We start from the raw sequence: 24,384 nt of genomic DNA, 5'->3' as shown, positions 1-24,384 counted from the left end.
CATTACTCAATCAAACCTCTTTTTTAATTTTATTTTTTAGACCCACGCCACGCAAGCGACCTCGTCCGTCCACATCACGCACGATGAGCGACCAAGTTTCATTCAGATATACCTCATCTCCTTTGACAGGTTCTGTCTTAAAATACTGCATCATAAATTCTTCGACAGTTTGATTTTTAGCTTCGGTCAATTTATTCACCAAATCTTCATCAATACCAGTCATTACCCCAACCTGTGGCGGAACGGTGAATATATCAAGCGCACTGGCAACAGGCTTTGGTAGGCGGCTAGATGCGTTGGTGGCAAGTGAGCGTGCTGCCAAATTATAAAATGGCAAATCTGCAATGCGTGCATGAGGAGACAGTAGCCAATCGCCATAAAACTCACTATTTTTTTGGTATTGGGTGGCGGAATTATTAAAAATTTTGGCAATACTTGGTGCATCATCGCCACGCATGGCATACCAAACCACATCGCCCATCTTTAAGATGGTATCTTCATTCACATTAACAAGCTTATTATGACGCACCAATGCAAATAAGGATAAGGCTTGGGCGTCAAATTTACTCGAGATGGATTGAGGATGGCGACCGATGGCAAATGCACCCTGTTTGACTTCAAATTCATATAAAGTAATATTCGCCTGATCTGCCACCCAAATTTCATGCTCAGCTTTTGGTTCATTATTGGTTGGTACCCACACCCGAAATAAACGAGACATCAGTGGAATGGTTGCACCTTGTACCAATAAGGATAAAATTACCATGCCAAAAGTAATGTTAAATGCCAAGTCAGCACCAGGTACCGCCATCGTCACTGGGATAATGGCAAGCGTGATCGGCACCGCCCCTCGCAAACCAACCCAAGAAATAAAACCGATCTCACGAATGCCAAAACGAAACGGCAACAATGAACTAAATACCGCAATTGGGCGGGCGACGAATAATAAAAAGATAAAAATCAGTAATGAGTAATGAATCACCTCTAAGATGCCTGATGGCTGTACCAATAACCCAAGCACCACAAATAACACCGCTTGAGATAACCAAGCAAAACTATCCATCACACGCAGTACATGCTCTGTGGCACGCACTTTGGTATTGCCAATCACGACGCCTGCCAAATATACCGCCAAAAATCCAGAACCGCCCAAAAGGTTTGTGATACCAAAAACAATCAAGCCAGCAGATAAAATTAAAATGGCATACATACCATCTGCCAAGTAAACTTTTGGCAACATCTTAGATAATGCCCAACCTGACAATAACCCAAGTACCAAACCAATACCGATTTGGCTGATGAGCATAAAAATAATGTCACCAATCCCTTGGCTTGTCGGATCAAGATTCAAGGTAATCATCACCGTAACCAATAAAATTGCCAATGGGTCGTTTGCACCTGACTCAATCTCAAGCGTGGCTTGTACACGGTCGTTTAGCTTGACACCACCATTTCTTAGCAGACTAAATACCGCTGCTGCATCGGTTGAACCCACAATCGCCGCCATCAAGACGCCCAGCCGCCAATCAACATCCAAAAGCCAAGTGGTAAAAATACCTGCCACTAACACCGTTACCAAGACACCTAAGCTTGCCAAAGTTACCGCGGGCTTAAGCCCCACACGGAACGAACGCATTGAAGTACGAAGACCGCCATCCAATAAGATACACGCAAGTGCCGCCTGACCGATAAAGTTTGCCAAATTATATTCAGCAAATTCGATGCCTAAAATACCCTCTTCACCCGCCAGCATACCCACGCCCAAAAAAAACAACAGCAAAGGTACGCCTAAGCGTGCTGAAAGCGTGCTTGTCATGATACTGGCAAATATCAATAATGAAGCAACAACATACAAAATATTTAAGGTGACCATCGATAATTTACAATCCTAAATAAGGCGATTTATTTTACCGCAAATACAACAAAGTTAAGTATCAGTGATTGACTTAAATGTTAAATCCATTCAAACTCACACCATCAAATTAATCAAATCCTATCATAGCCACCTTTTAGATACCATCAAAAATCTTGAAAAATCACCATTTTTATGCAATTTATCCATGATTAAGCGTTAAAAATTTTATCCGTATTCAATTGTAACTTTATTTTTATAGATAGAGAAAAACTTTCTTGCTAATTTTTGTCAATTTCATCAATCAAGTATAGCAAGCTAATCATTGCCAAAAATCATAAATTTATCACGGCAATACTTGCACGAAATTCAATTAAAAGGCATAATGTAGCGTTTAAAACCTTTTAATTTAACATTCTTTTTTATGTAATCATTCTTGCAACTGTTTTTATTTGGTTGCAATTTTTGGGGCAAAATTATGATGCGTAGCACCTATTGCGGTCAAGTGACCGAAGAGCTAATTGACCAAACCATTACCATCGCAGGCTGGGTACATCGTCGCCGTGACCATGGCGGTGTGATCTTTTTGGATATGCGTGATCGTGAAGGTTTGTTACAGGTTGTGATTGACCCTGATACGCCCGAAGCATTTGCGACCGCCGATGCTGCTCGCTCAGAATATTTGCTTAAGATTACGGGGCGTGTGCGTCGTCGCTATGAAGGTACCGAAAATCCAAATATGGTCAGCGGTCAAGTTGAGCTTTTGGGTAAAGAGATTGAACTGCTTGCCAAATCAGACACGCCACCATTTCCTTTGAATGATGACAACATCACAGTCTCAGAAGAGCTGCGATTAAAGTATCGTTTTTTGGATATGCGTCGCCCAGAAATGCAGGAGCGGATGAAATTTCGTGCCAAAGCAACCTCAACCATTCGCCGCTATTTGGACGACCATGGCTTTTTGGATGTTGAAACACCCGTTTTAACCCGTGCCACACCTGAGGGTGCCCGTGATTATTTGGTACCATCACGCACTCGCCAAGGCAACTTTTTTGCATTGCCACAGTCACCACAGCTATTTAAACAGCTTTTGATGGTGGCAGGTTTTGACCGTTATTACCAAATCGCCAAATGCTTCCGTGATGAAGATTTGCGTGCTGACCGCCAGCCAGAATTTACCCAAGTTGATATCGAAACTTCATTTTTATCAGATGAAGAGATTATGGACATCACCGAGGGCTTAACCAAAAATTTATTTAAAACCATGCTGGATGTTGAGTTTGATACCTTCCCCCGCATGACTTACGCAGATGCCATGCGTGATTATGCCTCAGATAAGCCTGATTTACGCATTCCCTTAAAACTTATTGATGTTGCTGACATCATGCAACATGTTGAATTTAAAGTATTTTCAGGGCCCGCCCAAGATCCTAAAGGCCGTGTTGTTGCCTTACGCATTCCAAATGGCGGTAACATGAGTCGCAAGCAGATTGATGAGTACACCAAATTTGTTGGTATTTATGGCGCTCGTGGATTGGCATATATTAAGGTCAATGACGCAAGCAATATCAATAATGGCGTTGAAAAAGAATCAGGATTACAATCACCCATCATTAAAAATATGACCGATGAGGTTTTGATTGAGCTGATTGAGCGTACCGATGCCCAAACTGGCGATATCATTTTCTTTGGTGCCGATAAAGCCAAAATCGTCAATGATGCTATGGGTGCATTGCGTGTTAAAATCGGTACTGATTTAAATTTATTTACCTGTGAATGGGCACCGCTTTGGGTCGTTGATTTTCCAATGTTTGAGGAAACTGATGATGGTAAGTGGACATCAGTTCATCATCCTTTTACACGCCCAAAAGGCTCGGTTGAGGAACTCAAACAAAGTCCCGAAACCGCCCTATCCATTGCCTATGACATGGTACTAAATGGCACAGAAATTGGTGGCGGTTCGCTGCGTATTAATACGGTTGACATGCAAGAGGCGGTATTTGATGCCTTGGGTATTTCTAAAGAAGAAGCAGAGCTTAAGTTTAAGTTTTTGATGGATGCATTGCGTTTTGGTGCACCGCCGCACGGTGGTTTGGCATTTGGTCTAGATCGCCTGATTATGCTGATGGTTGGTGCCAGCTCAATCCGTGATGTGATCGCCTTCCCAAAAACCAAGACGGCAGATTGCCCATTGACCGAAGCACCTGCTGAAGTTGATAATCGCCAGTTGCGTGAGTTGGGCATTCGCATTCGTGAAAAACAAAAAGCAGAATAGTCAGTGCTTGGTTTTTTAAGATATGTACCGCTGTCAGTCCTGCATGGATTGGCGGCGTGTGCGTCTTATATTTCCTATCATTGCAGGCTTAGTATTTATCGCAGCATCCAAGCCAATTTAATCTTGGTTCACCCCAAGATGCCAGACGCACAGCGGCAAAAACTCGCCAAACAAATCCTAAAAAATCAGCTCATCAGTGCAGTCGACAGTCTTAAAACTTGGGCAATGCCACCAAAATGGTCTATCGCACAAATTAAAACGGTTCATCATGAAGATATCCTAATCAAAGCACTTGCCAATCCAAGTGGTATGCTTGCCATTGTGCCTCATATCGGCACTTGGGAGATGATGAATGCTTGGCTCAATACCTTTGGCTCCCCTACTATCATGTATAAGCCCATCAAAAATGCGGCGGTAGATCGCTTTGTTTTACAGGGGCGTGAAAGACTAAATGCCAGCCTTGTACCCACAGATGCTAGTGGTGTTAAGGCAATTTTTAAAACACTCAAAGCAGGTGGATTTAGTATCATACTGCCCGACCATGTACCTGATCCATCAGGTGGTGAGATTGCTCCTTTTTTTGGTATTAAAACCCTAACCAGTACGCTGGCGTCAAAGCTTGCTGCAAAAACTGGTTGTGCTCTTGTTGGCTTAAGCTGTATTCGGCGTGAAGATGGCGATGGTTTTGAAATTTTTTGTTATGAATTAAATGATGAACAACTTTATTCAAAAAATACCAAAATTGCAACCACTGCTTTAAATGGTGCGATGGAACAAATGATTTATCCACATTTTTTGCATTATATGTGGAGCTATCGTCGGTTCAAGCATACACCACTATTAAATAATCCTTATTTACTCAATGAAAATGAGCTAAAAAAAATAGCCATAAAGCTTCAAGCCATGTCAAAGGATAGTTATGAGTGATACCAACTACATCATCTGTATGAAATGGGGCACCAAATACGGTGCCGAATATGTCAATCGCTTATATAATATGGTCAAGCGTAATCTGACTTTACCATTTACGATGGTGTGTCTAACCGACAACAGCACAGGCATTCGTGATGAAATCACCTGCTACCCCATCCCAGAGCTAAATTTACCAAGTGATATCCCAGAGCGTGGCTGGAAAAAACTCACCACTTTTAAGCCTGACTTATATGGGCTAAAAGGAACTGCACTATTTTTGGATATTGATATTGTAATCATTGATAATATTGATGCTTTTTTTACTCATAAAGCCCAACATGATGACAGTGTGATGATTATTCGTGATTGGAAGAAACCATGGCGAATGGTGGGTAATAGTTCTGTGTATCGCTTCAATGTCGGATATCAGACTTATCCGCATTTATTGGAATATTTTGAACAAAATTTTGAGAAAATCCGTAAAGAGGTTCGCCATGAACAAGCCTTTTTATCAAATTATCTCAGAGAACATCACCATTTAGAATATTGGGATTCATCTTGGTGCGTAAGCTTTAAATACCACTGTCTACAAAAGATTCCTATGGCGTATTTTGTACCACCCAAAAAGCCCATCAATGCCAAAATTGTCATCTTTCATGGTGAGATTAACCCGCCTGATGCCATCGCTGGCGGTGGTGGCAAATGGTATCGTCATGTATTGCCAAGCAAATGGATTAAGGATGCATGGCAATGATGACATCATATCACACAGCTGTTATGATGTATTAATCATTTTGTCTTATAATCAGTCATGGCAATCAGATTTTGACACCAGCCTTTGTAAACACAAAGCAAATAAATCAGCCAATACAATTGATAAAAGTATTCAATTAAAAACCCTCTACCAAACAAACGATTTTGATTTGGTTGATTAAATCTGCCGATAAACCTCATCAAAAGGCACACGAAATCGCTCACCCCAAACCCCTTTTTCGGTGCGATAGCCACATGAGATAATCATATTAACTTCAGCCTCTTTGGGTAAATTGAGTAGATTTTTAACCAACTTACTGTCAAAGCCTTCCATCGGACAGGTATCAGCACCTGCTGCACTCATTGCCAGCATAAAAGTTTGAGCAGCTAAAGCACAGCTTTTATGCACCATAATACGCACATCAGCCACAGATACACGATCATAGGTTGGTTTAAATTTTTGGATTGCTAAAAATGCCGCACTGCGTAAACTTGGTACACCAAAAGTTGTACGATAAATTGTCGGCATTAGTACACCATAATATTTTTGCATACGCTGAATTCTGGCTCCTTGCCGCTTGGGTGGGCTGTAGGTTTTGATATTATCACGCTCAAATAATAACGCTGATTTGGCTCTTTGGCGATATAAATCTTGGCGTGTCACAAAAACAACCATTTGTGATGCACTGGCAGCTGCTTGTTGCGACAGGCAAGCTTTGGTAAGTTTTTTGAGCATATCGGGGTTTGTGATATGATAAAATTCATACAACTGCATATTTGAGCTGCTGGGTGATAGCTGTGCAAGCTTTAGGCAATCGATCACCAATGTCGGATCTAGCGGTCTATTTGAGTCATAATCACGCACCGCACGGCGATACTCAACAGCCTGTTTAAATTCCATCAATTTCTCCTAAAACTGTGTAACTGTCAACCACAATCATCAAACACCATCTTAAATTCAGACGAAATTAACGCTTAAACATATCTGCTTGGCGGTTTTTTTTCACATAATCAATCATACAATCACGCAATAATTGACTGGCAGTACGGTTATTATCTCGTGCCGCTTGCTTAAATTGCTCCACCAAATGCTTATCTACACGCATATTAAAAGTCGTCTGCTCACTTTGTTTCATAAAAATCTCCAAGGCTTTGATTATCAATAGATTAATTGTCAGTAGTTTAAATTGCACAATTTAGCATAGCTGTCTACATTTTGCAATGACTATGGCGATACATTATCTTTTGTTAGTCATGACAATCGCCCCAAACCAGTGGAGCGATTGATTAAACCAATTTAAATTAGACCCTAAACTGTGGTATCAACGCTGGCACACCAGGGAACATACCTACCGAAGCCATGGCAAGGCAAAGTACCACAAATCCAATGACAGGAATGATTACTCTGCCTGACAGCCCCAACTGACGGCTGCGTTCTTTATCCCCAATCAAGCCTAAGTTATCAAGCATCATGGTCAGAGACCAACCAAACACAGGATTTACCAGTGCTGATGAGAATACCACAATGCTGGCAGACTGTGTAGTCTTACCCTTACGAGTCATCTCCATGCCTGCTTCGAGCAGTGGCACATATACCGCCACGATAAGTGCTGTTGATAACACAGGTTGCCACACCGCCAAATCCATGGGATAACCCCACACCGCCACCACAATACAAAAAATCGCAGTCAAGGCAGCACCAGCGGGAATCGGACGCTTGGCAATAGATGCAGGTACGATATATGTTCCCCACGATGATGTAAAGTTTGCCCCTCCAAGGACAGAGCCTACCATCTGACGCAATGAACAGGTGATGGTCGTATCATCAATACTCATATGCGTACGTTCTGAGTGTTTGGGATAACTGATTTTTTGGAAAACCTGATGTCCCAAAAAGTCAGGTGTCCACATGGCAACCGCCAATACTGCAAAAGGGAATACCACGATAAACGCCTTCAAATCTGGCAGACCAAGCGTCCAACCTGTATTCTCCCCCCACCAGTACATTGGGCTAAGCGGAGGCAATCCCGGTTCGGTCTTAAACTCAAACGGTGCTCCTAGGATAAATGCCAAAAAACCCGCCAACATACAGCCAATAGGCACAGCAAGCCAACGTTTTTGCCAATGCTCCAATAGGGCATACATGATGATGGTAGATAAAATAATGATAAAGGCGATGTGTGGCAGACCAATGGCATCTGCCCATGTTATCAGCTTTTTGACCTGACCTATTAGCCCAACAAAACCCAAATAGAGCAACAATCCTCCTGCCACCCCATTACTGGTAAGCCGAGTCATGAGACTGCCACCCTTTACCAATGCCAAAATCAGCCCAAACACGCCAATGAGCACACCAAAGGCAAGTGGATGCCCTCCTGCCGCTACCACGATGGGAATGAGTGGAAGAAGAGGGCCATGCGTGCCTGGTAAATTAGATGTCGGTAGGATAAATGATGAGAAAATAAGTACAAAAAATGCAGCAATAATCATCTCATAGCGGACATTTTCTAAAACAAATGCCTCGCCAAGCCCTAGCGGTGCAGCAAAAGCAGCTGCCATCGCACCCACCATCACAATCTTACCAATGGTGCCTGCCATTGCAGGGATAGTATCTTCTAATTCAAAACGGTAATCACGAAACGGTAAATTGATACGCCAGCGACGAGGCTGCATAATTTGTAGTTCGTGCTTTAAATAATCCTCTCGTTTTTCAAAACTTGAGCTAGGACGATGCAGTTCACGGTATGATTTGTTCAAACTATGATTATCATCGGTGACCAGATTTGAATCACTCACAATATCCTCCTTATTATTGCTATTGATAATTCACCTGCTGTTGCAGTTTTTAGTCTTATTTTAAGTCTTATTTTAAAATAATCACATGGGATTATAGCTTGCTTTAATACTTCTGTCATGTCTTATTTACGAACTTTATCATATAAAAAGAACAATCCATGGTAAAAGTGGCGTCAAGTCTGGTTACCACTGGTATTTGGCGACACTTTTGTACACATTTTATCTCATCATATCAGTTACTTGAGTATTTGGCTGCTTAGTTTTGCCAAATTATGATAAAATACAATTTATTTTTATCTTATACCTATTAAATGAACCAAATAACCCACCCTTGCCCACTATGTCAAGCAGTAACCACATGGTCTGACAACCCAAACCGTCCATTTTGTTCAAAACGCTGCAAGCTCATTGATTTGGGTGCATGGGCGTCTGATGAGTATTTGATTGCAGGCGATGAACTGCCATCGCCTGAACATCATGAAGTTACAGACTATTAATTAATCATTCAAGTCAACATAAGGATATGCCATGAACAGTCACATCATACCCACTTATGTCCGCCAACCCATCAGTTTTGTGCGTGGCGAAGGTTCATACCTGTACACCAAAGATGGTACGGCTTATTTGGCATTGATTGGCAGGAAAAGGCGGCGACTGTGCTGTGTCAAGCCGCTGGCATGGTGCAAGTATTTTTTTGCCAATTCGGGTGCTAAAGCCAATGAATGCGTCCTAAAATTGGCTATTTCATCGGCTTCATTGAATTTAGAATTTAAGTGATTTTATGCCAACCATTCAAGCCACCAAAAGTCACCCAATGACTAATTTGACCGACGAGATGCCCAGTATTTTATTTGATACGCATACCAGCCGCCTAAACTATGCTCAGCAACAACGAATCACTCGTTTATGTATCCGCTGTGCTTTACTACTCATGCAATATGGTGCAGAGTCTGTGGTGGTGGTTGATTTAACAAAGCGGCTTGGGGCGGCACTTGGGATTGATGGTGTTGAGTGCGGTTTGTCATTTAATGCGGTCACCTTAACCACTTTATATCAAGGTCGCTGTATCACAACGGTGAGAAATACAGTTCATCAAGGCATTAATGTCAGTATTTTAGTCCAAATTCAACAAATTATCTTAAGTGCCGAAAATCATCAAGCCAATCAATCCCATTGTTTAAACACCCAAAGCCATGACGCATGTATCAGTAGCGTAGAACAAGGGTTTGATGCCATCTACCAAACGGTCTATTCCAATCATTTGGTATCATTTTTTGTGGGCGTATCATGTGCCAGTTTTGCCTATTTAAACGGTGCAACATTGGTGATTGCTCTGATTACTTTTATTGCCAGTTTTGTTGCGATGCGATTGCGTATGTATCTTTTAAAGCAACATTTTAATCCTTTTGTCGTCGCTATGATAACGGCATTTACCGCAACTTTATTGGCAGCTTTGGCATATTTTTTAAATTTAGGTACTAATGCTGACATTGCTGTCGCCGCCAGTGTGCTATTACTTGTACCAAGCTTTCCTATTATTAATGCGTTATCTGATATCTTAAAAGGCTATATGAATATGGGCGTAGGTCGATGGATGTTTGCAACCATGCTGACCCTATCAGCCTGTGTTGGGATTGTGATGACCTTGATTTTTCTTAGAATTCCACATTGGGGACTATGATGGGCATTATCGAGATTATCCAAACAATTGTATTGTCATGTATCATTACTGTGGGCTGGTGTTTAATGTTTACATTGCCAAAGCAATACATCATGCATTGCATGATGGTAACAGCACTTGGTTTTGGTTTAAAACAAGTGATGGTAACTTTTGGTGTGCATTTGGTTGTGGCAACATTCTTTGGGGCGATGGCGGGTAGCTTTTTGGGTGTACATTTTGCTCAGCGTCATGGCCTGCCACCCAAAGCCTTGATTGTACCTAGCTTGATTTGTATGATGCCGGGAATCGCTGCCTATAAAGCCATGGTTAGCATGGTACAAATTGGCTATTTTGGATTTGATATGGATTTATTTATCGTTATGATGCGTCATTTTTTTGAGGCGATTTTTATCATCTCAGCATTGGTTTTGGGGCTGTCCATTCCAGGTATTTTATTTTATCGTCGTAAGCCGATTGTTTAGCAGTTTTAACATCTCTTATTTTAACATCTCTTATTATTACTCAGCTTTGGCTTATGATGCTTCATAAAAGTTAAGATAAGTTTTTAGATAAAAATATGGTCTGTTTATACAGACCATATTTTTTGATACAGCAGTTAAATTTAGGCTCTATTTCCAGCGGTAACTGCCACCAACACCACCAGATAATCCACCTGCATCTGACCAGCTTAGACCAATCTTATAAGTTGATTTTCCTGTATCACTTAACCCAGCCGCGCCCAATGATACCGCAGCTTGACCATTGTGATAACCTGAACCAAATAAGACATGATGCTCACCTGCTCTACTGGGCGATGGTAAAGTTGCAATTGCGATAGCATTTGCAATACCTCCAGCTGTTTGACGCTCAACAGCACTAATACGATTATTAAAATGCTGACCCTGCTCTTTTAGTGCATAACCTAATTGATCAATCTTCTGATCCTGATGATTATTTGTCTCATTAATTCGATTTAATCGATCATTTTGAAGAATAAGCTCTTGCTTATTGGTAGCAATACCAGCTTTATTTTTCTCAATCTCAAACCCATTGGCAACAGTTCTATTGATATTTTGTTCAATAGCGGTCTTATTGGTAGTGATATCAGCTTGGTTTTGTAAAATTTGCTTATCTTGAACATCTGCATGAGCCGCAAACCCTTCAAGCTCTTGATTGATGGCTTTATTTTGCTCAACCAATGCTTCACCTTGCTCAATCAAAGTATTTTGATTTTTGGTGAGCGTTTCAAAACTTGCATCAGCTTCAGCTTTGTTTTTAGCAATACGATCAGTATTGGCAGCACTTACTTTTGCCAAGGTTTTGATATCAGAGCTATGCTGATCTTGCTGTTGTGCCAGCTCATAGATATTTTTGATGTTATTAGCAATATCTGCTTGGTTTTTAGCAATGTCAGCTTTGTTGGTAGCAACACCTTGTGTGTTATTTCCTACCGCTCTTGCAACCATGCTGTGAAGGATACCTAGATTGGTGATTTTTTTATCGTGCAACTGGATATCAGCTTGGTTTTTAGCAATGCCGTCTTTATTTTCATTGGCTTGTGCTTTGGCGATCTGAGCGTCTTTTTTGTTCTCAGCGATACCCAATTCAGCAGTAGCAATACGATCAGTATTTGCAGAGCTTGCTTTATTTAGAGCGTCAATCGCTTCGGTTTGCTGTTTGGCATAGGCATCTTGTAGCTCGTTGTAAGCGGCCAGATCTTGGATGTCTGTTTGGTTTTGAGCAATGTCAGCTTGGTTTTTAGCGATATCTGCTTTTTGATCAATGAGGCGACCACTTAGATCCAATAAACCTTCTTCGACATTGCTTTCAAGTGCTTTGATGTCTTTTGTAAGATCTGCTTTTTGATCAATGAGGCGACCGCTTAGATCCAACAAACCTTCTTCGACATTGTTTTTAAGTGTTTTGATATCAGAGCTATGCTGATCTTGCTGTTGTGCCAGCTCATAGATATTGTTGATGTTATTATCAATATCCGCTTTCTGATCAAGCAGGCGACCGCTTAGATCCAATAAACCTTCTTCGACATTGCTTTCAAGTGTTTTGATATCCGCTTGGTTTTTAGCAATGGCATCTTGGTTGTTAAAAATTTCACCCTCAAGTGAGTTAATCTCTTCGCCTAATAAACCCACCTCATCATCAAGATCTTTGATATCAGCCTTGTTTTGAGCAACAACTGTGGCCAAAGCATGTAGCTGTGAGCCATTAACAGCATCTGTTGAGGTGTCACTGATCTCACCTGCACCAACATGAACGATTTGACGCTCTTTACCCTTCTTACCAACAGATACAGTACCATTACCAGTTTTTGATGCACCTGCAAATCCTGTTAGGCTTAGACCACCCACTTCGGCACTATTAACAATGGTCGCTGCTTTACCAGCGGTATTATGACCCAGCAGCACGGAGCCATTTTGTGCATTTGTTGTGTCTGTGTTAGAGCCAAGAATAAAGACATTTTGTTGACCTTTTTTAACGGTATTATTAGAGCCGATGGCTACTGAGTTTTCACCTTCGATGGTGTTCTTGTTACCTAGAGCGACGGCGTTGTCGGCATTGGCTTTGTTATCTATACCTGCTGCAAATGAACCTTTACCTGTGGCTTGGTTCTTCCTGCCCCCTGCGATGGTAGAGTCTGTGCCTGTGGCTTCGTTGTTATAGCCCCCTGCAACCGTTGAGTTACGACCTTTAGCTTGGTTATAACCGCCACCACCAACGGTAGAATTCTCGATTGTAGCTTCGTTATAACCGCCACCACCGATGGTAGAGTATCTGCCTTTGGCTGTGTTGTTATCGCCACCACCGATGGTAGAGTACTGGTTTGTGGCTTCGTTATAACCGCCACCACCGATGGTAGAGTATCTGCCTTTGGCTTTGTTATAACCGCCACTACCGATGGTAGAGTACTCGTTTGTGGCTTCGTTAAAAAGGCCACCACCGATGGTAGAGTATCTGCCTTTGGTTTTGTTATAATCGCCACCACCGATGGTAAGGTATGTGCCGTTGGCTGTGTTGTTATCGCCACCGCTGATTTTATTGGTTGCCTTGCCTACTTTTTGTGCAGACGCCGTCGTTGCCATACCCAATATTCCAACAATCAATAAACTGCCCAAAACTGCCTTTTTGGTATGACCTTTGGCAAATTCAGAACATGCCACCAAGTGACCTGCGGCATTTTTCTTCACTTTATAAATTTTGTTCATCTTAGTCTCCTAATAAATGACTGGGGTCTCCCCCCTCACTTATTACTTATTAGGGGGACGGTAAATCAGATGGGGCATCCACCAAACCAAATTTACCGTTTATATGACAATACAACAACACAACTTGATGCCATCGCTAATGGCTATCAAACTGATTATCAGGTTGGTAAATGGCGATATCCGCCATCTTGGACCGTCGTTATGTTTAGCCGTAACAAATTTTACTGTATTGCATCGCTATAGTCAACTTTTATATATTGATATCTTTCATTAAATAGACACTCATCAGTCATTTACGCCAGTCATTTGCTCACATGCTGATGATCATCATTGTTAGGCAGCCCACTAAATAAAAAAATCCTGCCATCATGCAGGATTTTGATTGGGTCAGATTACCACGCCTGTGCCAAAGCGGATAATGCACCTTTTAGCATGGCTGATACGGTGCTATGGCAAGTGGCGATGCCTGAATAAATCTGCCCCTCTACCGACAGCTGGATATAAGCGGCGGCGGCGGCATCGGTTTGGTTATCTGTATCGGTTTTTTGATGGGTTTTGTTATCGATGGCGTGTTCGGCGTAATTGGTGACATGAATCTGTCTGCCTGTGGATTTCACCAAGCCATCAATGAACGCAGATAACGCACCATTGCCTTGACCAATCACCTCAAACACCGCTTTGGGTGTCGCCACTTGGCCTTGGAAGCTGACAGCATCGCCTTTATTGCTGATGGTGTAGTCGCTTAGGCGGAATTTATCTTGCTTAAGATACGCTTGGGTAAAAATTTCAAGCAGCTCATCAGTTTTTAGCTCACGCGCCATACTTTCTGCATAAGCCTGTACCACACGGGCAAAATCAATCTGTGTCCAGCGTGGTAAATTAAAACCAAAATGCCGCTGCAAGATATACGCAGCACCGCCCTTACCTGACTGGCTATTAATCCGTACCACATCTTGATAGCCTCGACCGATGTGTATTGGGTCGATGGGCAGATATGCCACATCCCAATGCTGCTGGGTCTCGGGGTGTTTTTCATTATAATCTAAAGATTTTTTGATGGCATCTTGATGTGAGCCACTAAATGCCGTAAAGACAAGTTCGCCAACATAAGGATGGCGTGGATGTACTGGCAGATTGTTGCATTCGCTGACAATTTGTACAATGTCGCTCACCTGACTAAAATCAAGCTCTGGGTCAATGCCTTGGGTGTACAGATTCATCGCCATAACCAAAATATCCATATTGCCCGTACGCTCGCCATTACCCAAAAGCGTACCCTCGATGCGATCAGCCCCAGCCATTAATCCCAGCTCAGAGGCCGCCACAGCACAGCCACGGTCATTGTGCGTATGTAGACTGATGGTAACATGTGGGCGTGCTTTTAGATGTCGGCAAAAATATTCCACTTGGTCGGCATAGACATTTGGCGTCGATGCCTCGACAGTGGCAGGTAAGTTTAAAATCACTGCTTGCCCAGTGTCAGGCCGCCAAATCTCACAGACCGCATCACACACCTCAACGGCATAATCGGTTTCGGTTTGGCTGAAGCTTTCTGGTGAATATTCAAACACCCACTGCGTGTCTGGATAATGCTTTGCTTTATCACGCAGCATGGTCGCACCATCGATAGCGATTTGTTTAATTTGTGCTTTATCCATCTGATAAACTTTATCTCTCTGCACTTTTGAGGTGGAGTTATACACATGTACAATCGCACGGCGTGCGCCTTTAAGCGCCTCAAAGGTTCGATCAATCAAATGCTCACGCGCCTGCACCAAGACTTGTAAGGTGACATCATCAGGTACAAGACCCTCTTCAATCAAGCGGCGTGTAAAATCAAACTCAACTTGTGCCGCTGACGGAAAACCGATTTCAATTTCTTTAAAGCCAATCTCTACAAGCAGTTTAAAAAATTTTAATTTTTGTTCGATGCTCATCGGATCAATCAAGGCTTGGTTGCCATCACGCAAATCAACACTTGCCCAAATTGGGGCTTTGGTGATGGTCTTATCAGGCCAAGTACGGTTTTCAAGCTTAGGGGCAAACGCAAACGGCTGGTATTTATTAAAATCAAACGCAGGGTTTTTTGGGGTAATGTGTGGCATAAAAGCTCCAAAAAGTTCATTGACTTTTAGATATTGAATGGTAACGATTTTGATGGTTCAATTGTATCAAATATCGTATGGTAATTTTTACTTATTTTGATAGTCATTATAAGATATTTTAGAGGATTTTGCTAAAAATATGCTAATATATAGTAAAAATAACTAATTTTATCGCTATTCTTTGGATAATCCATATGAGCCATGTCGCCAAACAGACCGACTTAGATACAACCGATCAAAAAATACTGCGTATACTGACCGATGACGCCCGATTATCCATAGCAGAGATTAGCGAACAGATTCATCTGTCGCCCACCCCCACCATCCGCCGAATCAAACGCCTTGAGGATATTGGCGTTATCACAGGCTATCACGCTGCTACCAATCCTACGGCACTTGGCTACGCTTTATCGGTCTATGTTGCGGTGAGTATGGACAAGCATACCGCTGAGCGATTTTATGAATTTGAAAGCCAAATCCAAAATTTTGACGAGGTGGTCAGTTGTAGCGTTGTGACAGGACGCAGTGAAGATTATTTACTGAAAGTATTGGTCAAAGACATGCGTCATTATGAAGAGTTTTTATTACATCGGCTCAGTAAAATTGAGGGCGTAAGCCAGCTACATACCAGTTTTGTTTTAAGAGAGGTGTTTCATCGTTCTGCCATTTGACGCTTAAGAGTTTGGGCATATCCATTCTAAATGATGGGTTTATAAGAGTATTAAGGCATGCCTAGAGCCTAGATTTTTGTCTATTGCTGCATGAAATTTGTATAAAAATCGGTCAACGCTTTTTATCCAAAAAACCAAAGGCAGGCACGCTTTAAGTTTAAAAATGATTTTTTTGTTCACGCAACCATCTAAATACCGCCAACGCCGAATTATCATTTAATCCATGCTGATTGGCAAGCTTTTTGGCTTTATTATCATCACAAGCATGTAAAAAGACATTAATTTGGCGTTCGTGTGCTAAGCTAACAGGCAGTGTCATTTGGTTATTTTGTCGCTGTGTGATTGCGATGTGAGTGGCGTGCTTGATGGCATCTTGATGTTCGTCCAAAGCCACACTTTTGGCAAATTTTAAATTTGATACGGTATATTCATGGGCAGGATAAAAAACGGTCTGCTCATCCATGTCATTAAAACGCTTCATACTGGCAAATAACTGCGATATCGTGCCTGTAAATACTCGCCCACAGCCTGCACTAAACAGCGTATCGCCACAAAATACGCGCGTTTTTTGGTCAATCTCCGTCACATAGCTTAAGTGGCTATCGGTATGACCTGCGGTACGCCATACTTGAAAGCAGATGTCCCCAACCGCAAAATGATCGCCTTCATCGACCAAATTGACTTTGGGTATATCATCAAAACCATGATTGGCATGTGCGTATAAGGCACAGTTTTTATATTGAATAAGTAAGTCTCTGACACCGCCTGTGTGGTCGTCATGATGATGCGTCACCAAAATTGCACTGGGCGTCAGCTGATTTTTTTGTAAGTACGCCAGCACCTCTTGACTGCTGCCTGGGTCAATGATAATTGTGGTCATTTGATTTTCAATGAGCCAAATATAATTATCTTCAAATGCCAAAACTGCTTGAATGCGACAATCACTCATCTCTTACCTTAAAATTTGGATAATATTAGGGTGTGCTAAATATTGATAGCATCGTTGGACTTAATAACCAAATCACCATAAAAATTTGGGTATGCTTAGCCGTATCTGCGTTCAAATTCCGCCATAAATGCCGTCAGTGCCTGAACTTGCTCAAGTGTGATGGCATTATAAATGCTGGCACGCATACCACCTACCGCACGATGACCTTTTAAGTTTAGCAAACCTGCTTTTTTGGATTCTTCCAAAAATCGCTTATCCAAACTGTCATCTGCCAAATGAAACGGTACATTCATGATTGAACGATGGTTTGGATTGACTGTATTATGATAAAAATCACTACCGTCAATGGCGGCATACAGCGTTTTTGCCTTAGCGTGATTGACTTTTGCAATCGCCTCAACGCCACCTTGCTCAAGCAGCCACTCAAACACAAGGCCTGATAAATACCACGCATAAGTTGATGGCGTATTGAGCATAGAATCATTGGTATGCTGATTGTTATAATTCATCACCATCGGACAGTATTCGCTGGCTTGCTCCAACAGATCTTTACGAATGATGACCAAAGTCAATCCTGCTGGACCGATATTTTTTTGAGCACCTGCATAGATGAGACCAAATTTATCCACCGAAATCGGCTCAGATAAAATGCACGATGACATATCTGCCACGATGGGCGTATCAACCTTCGGCACATCAAACATCTGAACACCATGAATGGTCTCATTTGGGCAATAATGAAAATAACTTGCCCCCTTGGTGAGCTGCCAAGTGCTTGGGTCTGGTATGTCGCTAAACTGTGTCTGACTGCCCGCCGCCACCAAATTGACTTGACCAAGACCCAACGCTTCATAACGCTTAGCTTCTTTATAGGCTTTATTTGACCATGTACCTGTCTCAAGATAATCCGCCACGCCACCATTCATCAGATTTAGCGGAATTGCTGAAAATTGTAGCGTTGCACCGCCTTGCAAAAACAGCACAGCGTACTCATCGCTGATACCCATGAGCTTGCGTAAATTTGCCTCGGCTTTTTGAGCCATCTCAATATAATCTGTACTGCGATGGCTAATCTCCATCACCGATGTGCCAAGACCTTGCCAGTCAAGCATTTCAGCTTGAGCACGCTCAAGGACGGCGGTCGGCATACTGGCGGGACCTGCACAAAAATTGGCAAAACGAGTCATATGATTATCCTTAAAAAATGCCTAAATTTTTATCATAGTATAGCATGAAACTTTATGGCATTTGGTTGTATTTAAAATTTCATCAATGAAAATCATCATTCAACGGTGCAACGCTTGCCAAAATGCTTTTTTTGTCGTGCCATCTAGCAACATTTGGTCAATGTGATAATCGCTAATAAGTGTTAAATTTTGAATACTTTGCAAATTCAGATAATCAGGTAAAGCTGTCAATGGTGCAAGGTATTTTATCTGACCAGATTCACGCATGCACCCAAATATAAACCCTCTTAGGCTGATATTTGCCAAAAAAACAGAATCACCTGTCAGGTCATCTTCAAATAATGGGTAGTCAAATTGCCTGCTGACCAATGTCAGCTGCTGCTGTTTTGCCTGCCGAGTCAGCGACCGATGTAACGACAGCCAAAGTTCATGCCCTGCTGCGTCCAAAGCATCGACATCAGCCATCATTATCCAGTTGCGATATATCATCACTTTCAAATGATATTCAATTGACTTGGCTGCAAAAGACGACTGATTAATCTCCAAAACTTCATGATGTGGCGGTAATGTTAGATGAGATGTTTTGGTTTGCTGAGTTTTTGGCGGTGTATCAATGACCTGCTTTGGGCGATGTGTGACGGGTGTTGATGCTAACTGCGTTTGGGCATTTGGATTTTGCTGGGTTGGAATTTGTTGGGCCAGTGCTTTCGGCACCCCCTTCTGCGGTGGTGGCTGATGGGCAGATGGTAGCGTCGTCACATCAGCATATTTTGATGCCCATATGGTGATACCAAGTTTCGTTAAGATATGACGATTTTGAATAAGGCGTGTTGGCAACATACGATATACCGCTCAAAATTAGCCAATAATTATAGCTTATTTTTTGGTAAGACATGACGACAAATAGAGTTTGTTTCAGAAAATTGAGCACCCCATTTTCTAAACCCTTGGGTATCCAGATGAATCGCCCCTGTGGCGTATAAACCCAGCCCAAAATTTTGGTTTTCGCCATGCTCTAGCCAATATTGGCATAGGCGGTTTTGAAGCTCATACAGTGCCTGGCTTTTTATTTCAAGGTCAGGCACCCAAATATCAATGGCACTATTGGTCAAATGCTTACTCATAGCTGCACCACCAGCACATTGGTTGAGTTCAGGATTGCGATAAACTGAGCGAATTTGGGTATTTGCTGGCAATATGCCCCTACTTTTGAGATCTTGATACAAGTGCAATGTTGGTACAATCTGACCCCAAAGATGTTCTGGTGGCAGCTGATAAGGTTCATGACCACATGCCTGCCATGACCGTGCAGTCGTTAGTAGTTGACTCATTGGTGGCAGATAATTACCAAGTCTTGATTGTAAATACGCCTGATACCTAACTACCTCTTGTTTGGTGGCATGGTGCGTCTGTAGCCAAGTCTCAAAATGTGCCTGCAAACCGACATGGCTTACAGATTCATCGTGCTCATGTGTATGATGATCACCGATTTTATCTTTAGTAATCAGTACCGATGGCGTTTTTATTGGGGATACTTGTGGGTTGGTTGGTATGGGTGCACTGCATGCAACCAGCATACTGCTGATAAGTGTAGTTATAAAGTATTGATTAAAATTTTTCATCAATTTATCACCAAATTATTTGATTTATCGTCAAAACAATACCTAATTACTTTAAATTTGGTCAGTCAGCCCAATATTATAAAGATATTATTAATAATATCAATTATAAATACCTGTTTTGGTATTTAGATTTTGTATTAAATGAAATCAGATGATGATTTCTCCAAGCAGTTGTTTTTGAACATTTGCCCATATTTTGTACAAAATTTGATCAATATCAGCCAAAACGGTGAATAATTAGCCTTGTAATTTCAAAAAATAGTGCTAAGATAAGGTATTTGATGCACACAACATCAATGAGCCTTTTATTTTATTAATTTTTATTGATACTGCATTGATCTTTTAAAGTGGTATTTTACATAATGTTTTGACTCTGATTTGTGCCTATTTGTACATTTTTGTGTACATATTTTGGTCAGTATGTTGAGATTTTCTCAATTATTGTCAGAGTATGCAATACTAAAGGTGTAACCATGAAAACAGTGAGCAAATCTTTACTTGGATTAGCGAGCATTACTTTAACCGCAAGTTTAAGCATGAATGCACAAGCTGGCAATAGCCCTGCCAATATCGACAATGTACTACAGCAGCTTACCACGCAGCATAATAATGCGTCAAGCTTGGTCAAATCAGCGCGTCAACCTGCCTCTTTGGCGCTTAACAGTCCAATGATTGCTCAATCCACCAAATCCAAAAAAACCGATGAAGATATTCCTGTGCTTGACCGTCTGACCGCAGTCGCTTCAAGCACTGTCAATAAGTTCAAACAAAATGGCATCGCTTCATGGTATGGTCGTCAGTTTCATGGTCGTAAAACTGCCAGTGGCGAAACCTTTGATATGAATGCCTTAACGGCAGCACACAGTAGCTTACCAATGAATTGCCATGTCAGAGTGACCAATCGTGATAATGGTAAATCTGTGGTCGTCAAAATCAACGATCGACCCAAAACCAATCGTGTGCTTGATTTGTCTTATGGTGCTGCCCAAGCCATTGGTATGACTGGTAATGTTGGTAATGTAACCATTGAGCGTATTGATTAATCATCTTGATTATTTATATTAATCATTTTGATTATTTATCAAGATATCCAAAACCAGCTGCTAAAGCTGGTTTTTTTGTATTAATTTTAGAAAAACAATTTTAGAAAAACCTGAAGTTAAATTTTTCCCAAACGCATGCTTAATATCGAATGGCGGTTAAAATTTGCTGCTTTAGGGTTAAATATTCAGTAGATTGATAAAAATCCCGCTGTTTAGGTACCCAAAAATGATGCGTAAACATCGCTGGCATGCCTTTTAATACATAAACTTCATCAGATAAATAAATGGCTTCATCAATATCATGTGTGATAATCAAACAAGTCAGCTGATTGGCTTGGCGAAACTGTCCAAACCACTCATGCATATCCGCCTTAGTCACAAAATCCAAAGCAGAAAATGGCTCATCAAGTAGCATCAGTTCACGATTGGATAAATAGGTGCGAAGTAATGCGACTCGTTGACGCTGACCACCAGATAGCTGATTGGGATATTTTTTAGTGAGCCCATCTAGCCCAAAAATTGTCAAATTAGGCTGAATTTGTGCTGCAATCTCTTGCTTGGTTTTATGCGACAACATCAATGGCAAAGCGATATTATCATAAACCGTTTTATAGGGCAGTAATAAGTCTTTTTGGAGCATATAGCCCACATACCCAGATGTGCCTGTAACATTCTTACCATCGATCATTACTTGCCCATGGCTAGGATAAATCAGACCAGCAGCGATATTAAATAGCGTGCTTTTACCGACGCCACTTGCCCCAACGATGCTAACCACGCTACCTTGGGCGACTTTAAGATTCAGACCATCAAATAATGGCGTCTTTGCATTCGTGGTGAACGCATGACTGATATTTTTAAATTCAAGCTTTGGGTGCATAAGCGATAGATTATTGAGTTAAATAATCATTGGTCACACCTGATTTTGGCGTAAATTCATTCATCAAACCCTTGCGATAAACCCAATTAAAAAACCGATCCCAACGATCATAGTCAAATCGTCCCCAATCACCTTGTTCATCAAGGTACTGCGGCGAGATATATGCTTGGCTTTGTTTGGCAAGCTCTACATTAATCTCTGGTGCATACTTAACTAAGATTTCAGCACTTTCATTTGGATGGTGAGCGGCGTATAGATAGCCTTGTTTGATTGCCGCCAGTGCCTTTTTATATTTTTCAGGGTGATTTTTTAGCTCATCATTATTTGCAATTAATAAAGGGGCATAATAGTCAAAAATTGGATCAGCATCTTTTAAATAAAAAAAGTTTGTATCCACGCCTTTAATATCTGCATGGATACCATCCCAGCTGTAGTACGCCATAATATAATCAAACTGATTCATGCGTAGTGCGGTCGTTGCATCAGTAGATTCACCGGGGATTTTCTTAAGGGGCGTACCAACAATCTGTTCAACCACGGCATCATCAACAGGATCTTCCCATGTTGAGTAACGCTCGCCCTGCAAGTCTTGGGGCTTATCTGCACCAAGCTTGGCTAACGATAACAGTCCTGCACTGCTGTGCTGTGTAATCGCCGCCACGGCAGTAATTGGTTCTCCTTTATTTAGACGCTTAACCATATTTGGCTGAAAATAAACACCAAAATCTGCACGCTTATTTGCAACCAAAGTTGAAGTACTGTCCTCACTTGGTTGCACAATCTTAGCATCAAAACCCGCTTCTTTAAAATAACCTTGATCAAGTGCGACATATAGCCCTGTGTGATTCGTGTTTGGCACCCAGTCTAGTGCAATAATCAACTCTTGAAGTTTTGGCTCATTGCCTGATTGCCCATTTGAGCAAGCAGTCATTAATGAGGCTAATACGGCTACCAAGGCAACGCCAACCAGTGGTCGAAAACAAAATATTTTCATCATTATTCCTTATATTGATAATCAAGCACATGACGCTCCAGCCATTTCACCAATGCGATTAACGCCAATGTCAAAAAACTGATCAAAAAAATGACCGCAAACATGTTATCAAGCTCATAGGATTTACGCACTCGGGTCATATACACACCCAAACCATAATATCCCCCAAGCCATTCTGCCACCACCGCTGAAATCAGTGCATAGCTGAGTGCAACTTTAAGACCTGTAAAAAAATACCCCATTGCCAAGGGAATCTTAAGATGCCGATAAGTCTGATAAATGTTGGCTTTCATGGAGTAAAATAAATTTAACTCATCCGTACTAACAGAACGATAGCCATCAAGCAGTGCAATAGTCATCGGAAAAAACACGGATAACACGACCAAAACCACTTTAGGTAAAATACCATAGCCAAGCCAAATGACCAAAAGTGGTGCGATAGCAATGGTTGGAATGGTCTGATTCAGTAGTATCAGTGGGTACACACTTTGGCGAAAATTGCGTGATAGATCCATCAAAATTGATAACACAAAACTTAACGCTAGGCCAATAACAGTGCCAATAAAGGCGGTGGCTAAAGTGTATTTGGCATGATGTGCCAAAAGTTTGGCATCATCAATGAGTGCGTGTAGAATTTGCCAAGGACTTGGCAAAAGATAATCTGGCAGTATACCTACTGCCACCACAAATTGCCAAATGACCAAAATAATCAGCACTAAGCTGTATTGGCGAATCAATGTGATCAAATGGTGCATAAATCGGCTATAAAAATCAGATAATAGGCTATTTTAGCATACCCACCCAACCGTGAAAACTAAAAACTTAATGCGGCATGTTTGGTTATTTCAATAAAAACCTTGGCAAGCTAGATTTGCCAAGGTTTAAATATTAGGTATTGTTAAAAAACAATACCCAAGTTAAAATAGCTCAATACTTTACCATAGCACAAAGAAACTTGTGAACGAAACATTTAATAATTGCCCAAAATGTTACTGCACACACTTTGTAAAAGCAGGTTTGGGCAATGGCAAACAACGATACAAATGCAAAGGTTGCAATCACTATTTTTCTGTGAAGCAACGAAGCAACCAAAAAAGTAATGACATTAAAAAAACAAGCCATTGATACAAACAGTAAACAAATCTTAGGCTTTGTCTGTGGTAAAACAGACACTAACACCTTTAAACGACTTTATCAGCAGTTAAATACCCATAACATTCAACTGTTTTTTAGTGACTACTGGAAATCTTATCGTCAAGTCATTTTAAAGCCAAAACATATAACAAGCAAAGCTCAAACTTTTACCATAGAGGGCTATAATAGTCTCATTAGGCATTTCATAGCAAGATTTACAAGAAAGTCAAAGTGTTATTCTAAATCCGAAAAAATGATAGAAAACACGTTGAATTTATTATTTGCTAAGTGGAATGGTAGCTTAAGATATGTATTTTAATTTAACAATGC

At 41.3% G+C, this 24,384-nt stretch carries 22 protein-coding genes and 1 pseudogene; 10 read left to right on the top strand and 13 right to left on the bottom strand.

From position 1 onward, the window contains the following. Window positions 1-10: 10 nt before the first annotated feature. A complete protein-coding gene (locus A4U55_RS06515; protein ID WP_003660185.1) occupies window positions 11-1,873 on the bottom strand; it encodes a potassium/proton antiporter in 1,863 nt (620 codons plus the stop codon). 457 nt (window positions 1,874-2,330) lie between these two features. Here A4U55_RS06515 and aspS point away from each other — a divergent pair, with 457 nt between their 5' ends. The 3 genes from aspS to A4U55_RS06500 are packed head-to-tail and all read left to right on the top strand — an operon-like array spanning window position 2,331 to window position 5,793. After that, window positions 2,331-4,127, top strand: coding sequence for an aspartate--tRNA ligase (gene aspS, locus A4U55_RS06510; RefSeq protein ID WP_004463137.1), 1,797 nt, complete (start codon window positions 2,331-2,333; stop codon window positions 4,125-4,127). Between the two features lie 3 nt (window positions 4,128-4,130). Then, on the top strand, window positions 4,131-5,054 hold the full coding sequence (locus A4U55_RS06505) for a lysophospholipid acyltransferase family protein (protein WP_003673233.1): 924 nt from the start codon (window positions 4,131-4,133) through the stop codon (window positions 5,052-5,054). Then, window positions 5,047-5,793 (top strand): hypothetical protein, encoded by a 747-nt coding sequence (locus A4U55_RS06500; RefSeq protein WP_004460958.1) that lies wholly within the window; start codon window positions 5,047-5,049, stop codon window positions 5,791-5,793. The genes A4U55_RS06505 and A4U55_RS06500 overlap by 8 nt, the downstream gene beginning before the upstream one ends. A 177-nt stretch (window positions 5,794-5,970) precedes the next feature. On the opposite strand, the gene A4U55_RS06490 is transcribed toward A4U55_RS06500, so the two are convergent. The 3 genes from A4U55_RS06490 to A4U55_RS06485 all read right to left on the bottom strand — a co-directional run bounded on the left by A4U55_RS06490 (window position 5,971) and on the right by A4U55_RS06485 (window position 8,588). Further along, window positions 5,971-6,693: a nitroreductase family protein gene (locus tag A4U55_RS06490; RefSeq protein ID WP_063454137.1), complete on the bottom strand. Its 723-nt coding sequence runs from the start codon at window positions 6,691-6,693 to the stop codon at window positions 5,971-5,973. A gap of 67 nt (window positions 6,694-6,760) precedes the next feature. Beyond that, window positions 6,761-6,928, bottom strand: a complete 168-nt coding sequence (locus A4U55_RS09055) for a hypothetical protein (RefSeq protein WP_003657415.1) — start codon at window positions 6,926-6,928, stop codon at window positions 6,761-6,763. A gap of 166 nt (window positions 6,929-7,094) precedes the next feature. Further along, window positions 7,095-8,588, bottom strand: coding sequence for a DUF3360 domain-containing protein (locus tag A4U55_RS06485; protein ID WP_003660191.1), 1,494 nt, complete (start codon window positions 8,586-8,588; stop codon window positions 7,095-7,097). A 311-nt stretch (window positions 8,589-8,899) separates the two neighbouring features. Here A4U55_RS06485 and A4U55_RS06480 point away from each other — a divergent pair, with 311 nt between their 5' ends. The 4 genes from A4U55_RS06480 to A4U55_RS06465 are packed head-to-tail and all read left to right on the top strand — an operon-like array spanning window position 8,900 to window position 10,730. Next, the gene (locus tag A4U55_RS06480) at window positions 8,900-9,085 is read left to right on the top strand and encodes a DNA gyrase inhibitor YacG (RefSeq protein ID WP_003657411.1); all 186 of its coding nucleotides are present in this window, start codon (window positions 8,900-8,902) and stop codon (window positions 9,083-9,085) included. Window positions 9,086-9,116: 31 nt separating this feature from the next. Further along, window positions 9,117-9,365, top strand: a complete 249-nt coding sequence (locus A4U55_RS06475) for a hypothetical protein (RefSeq protein ID WP_003657409.1) — start codon at window positions 9,117-9,119, stop codon at window positions 9,363-9,365. 4 nt (window positions 9,366-9,369) lie between these two features. Continuing rightward, window positions 9,370-10,269: a threonine/serine exporter family protein gene (locus A4U55_RS06470; RefSeq protein WP_003664726.1), complete on the top strand. Its 900-nt coding sequence runs from the start codon at window positions 9,370-9,372 to the stop codon at window positions 10,267-10,269. Next, entirely contained in the window at window positions 10,269-10,730 is a 462-nt protein-coding gene (locus A4U55_RS06465) for a threonine/serine exporter family protein (RefSeq protein WP_003657408.1), read from the top strand. Before A4U55_RS06470 ends, A4U55_RS06465 begins: the two co-directional genes overlap by 1 nt. Before the next feature lie 147 nt (window positions 10,731-10,877). Here the strand turns inward: A4U55_RS06465 and A4U55_RS06460 are convergent, their stop codons facing one another. Then, window positions 10,878-13,469 carry a YadA-like family protein gene (locus tag A4U55_RS06460; RefSeq protein ID WP_063454136.1) on the bottom strand — a complete coding sequence of 864 codons (2,592 nt, stop codon included), beginning with the start codon at window positions 13,467-13,469 and terminating at the stop codon, window positions 10,878-10,880. Between the two features lie 392 nt (window positions 13,470-13,861). After that, window positions 13,862-15,574: a 2-isopropylmalate synthase gene (gene leuA, locus A4U55_RS06455; RefSeq protein ID WP_003660199.1), complete on the bottom strand. Its 1,713-nt coding sequence runs from the start codon at window positions 15,572-15,574 to the stop codon at window positions 13,862-13,864. 194 nt (window positions 15,575-15,768) lie between these two features. Here leuA and A4U55_RS06450 point away from each other — a divergent pair, with 194 nt between their 5' ends. Next, window positions 15,769-16,245, top strand: coding sequence for an Lrp/AsnC family transcriptional regulator (locus tag A4U55_RS06450; protein WP_003660200.1), 477 nt, complete (start codon window positions 15,769-15,771; stop codon window positions 16,243-16,245). 157 nt (window positions 16,246-16,402) lie between these two features. Here A4U55_RS06450 and gloB read toward each other — a convergent pair whose 3' ends face one another. The 4 genes from gloB to A4U55_RS06430 all read right to left on the bottom strand — a co-directional run bounded on the left by gloB (window position 16,403) and on the right by A4U55_RS06430 (window position 20,003). Further along, entirely contained in the window at window positions 16,403-17,194 is a 792-nt protein-coding gene (gene gloB, locus A4U55_RS06445) for a hydroxyacylglutathione hydrolase (protein ID WP_004461072.1), read from the bottom strand. A gap of 95 nt (window positions 17,195-17,289) precedes the next feature. Further along, entirely contained in the window at window positions 17,290-18,381 is a 1,092-nt protein-coding gene (gene serC / locus A4U55_RS06440) for a 3-phosphoserine/phosphohydroxythreonine transaminase (protein ID WP_003669445.1), read from the bottom strand. A 99-nt stretch (window positions 18,382-18,480) separates the two neighbouring features. Then, complete coding sequence (locus tag A4U55_RS06435) at window positions 18,481-19,221, bottom strand: hypothetical protein (RefSeq protein WP_003662495.1); 741 nt, start codon at window positions 19,219-19,221, stop codon at window positions 18,481-18,483. A gap of 29 nt (window positions 19,222-19,250) precedes the next feature. After that, window positions 19,251-20,003, bottom strand: a complete 753-nt coding sequence (locus A4U55_RS06430) for a D-Ala-D-Ala carboxypeptidase family metallohydrolase (protein WP_003663515.1) — start codon at window positions 20,001-20,003, stop codon at window positions 19,251-19,253. 473 nt (window positions 20,004-20,476) lie between these two features. On the opposite strand from A4U55_RS06430, the gene A4U55_RS06425 reads away from it, so the two are divergent. Beyond that, a complete protein-coding gene (locus A4U55_RS06425; RefSeq protein WP_003660210.1) occupies window positions 20,477-21,046 on the top strand; it encodes a septal ring lytic transglycosylase RlpA family protein in 570 nt (189 codons plus the stop codon). A gap of 139 nt (window positions 21,047-21,185) precedes the next feature. On the opposite strand, the gene A4U55_RS06420 is transcribed toward A4U55_RS06425, so the two are convergent. Genes A4U55_RS06420 through A4U55_RS06410 form a run of 3 tightly spaced genes read right to left on the bottom strand, consistent with a single transcriptional unit; the run spans window position 21,186 to window position 23,675 of the window. After that, the gene (locus tag A4U55_RS06420) at window positions 21,186-21,926 is read right to left on the bottom strand and encodes an ABC transporter ATP-binding protein (RefSeq protein WP_003660212.1); all 741 of its coding nucleotides are present in this window, start codon (window positions 21,924-21,926) and stop codon (window positions 21,186-21,188) included. A 10-nt stretch (window positions 21,927-21,936) separates the two neighbouring features. Continuing rightward, on the bottom strand, window positions 21,937-22,920 hold the full coding sequence (locus A4U55_RS06415; RefSeq protein ID WP_003663511.1) for an ABC transporter substrate-binding protein: 984 nt from the start codon (window positions 22,918-22,920) through the stop codon (window positions 21,937-21,939). Between the two features lie 2 nt (window positions 22,921-22,922). Further along, complete coding sequence (locus A4U55_RS06410; protein ID WP_063454135.1) at window positions 22,923-23,675, bottom strand: ABC transporter permease; 753 nt, start codon at window positions 23,673-23,675, stop codon at window positions 22,923-22,925. 202 nt (window positions 23,676-23,877) lie between these two features. On the opposite strand from A4U55_RS06410, the pseudogene A4U55_RS09410 reads away from it, so the two are divergent. After that, window positions 23,878-24,373, top strand: a pseudogene (locus tag A4U55_RS09410) (IS1 family transposase). Window positions 24,374-24,384 lie beyond the last annotated feature (11 nt).

Origin of the sequence: Moraxella catarrhalis (assembly GCF_001632285.1) — a bacterium.
Lineage (GTDB): Bacteria > Pseudomonadota > Gammaproteobacteria > Pseudomonadales > Moraxellaceae > Moraxella > Moraxella catarrhalis.
This window is presented reverse-complemented; position numbering and strand designations above follow the sequence as displayed.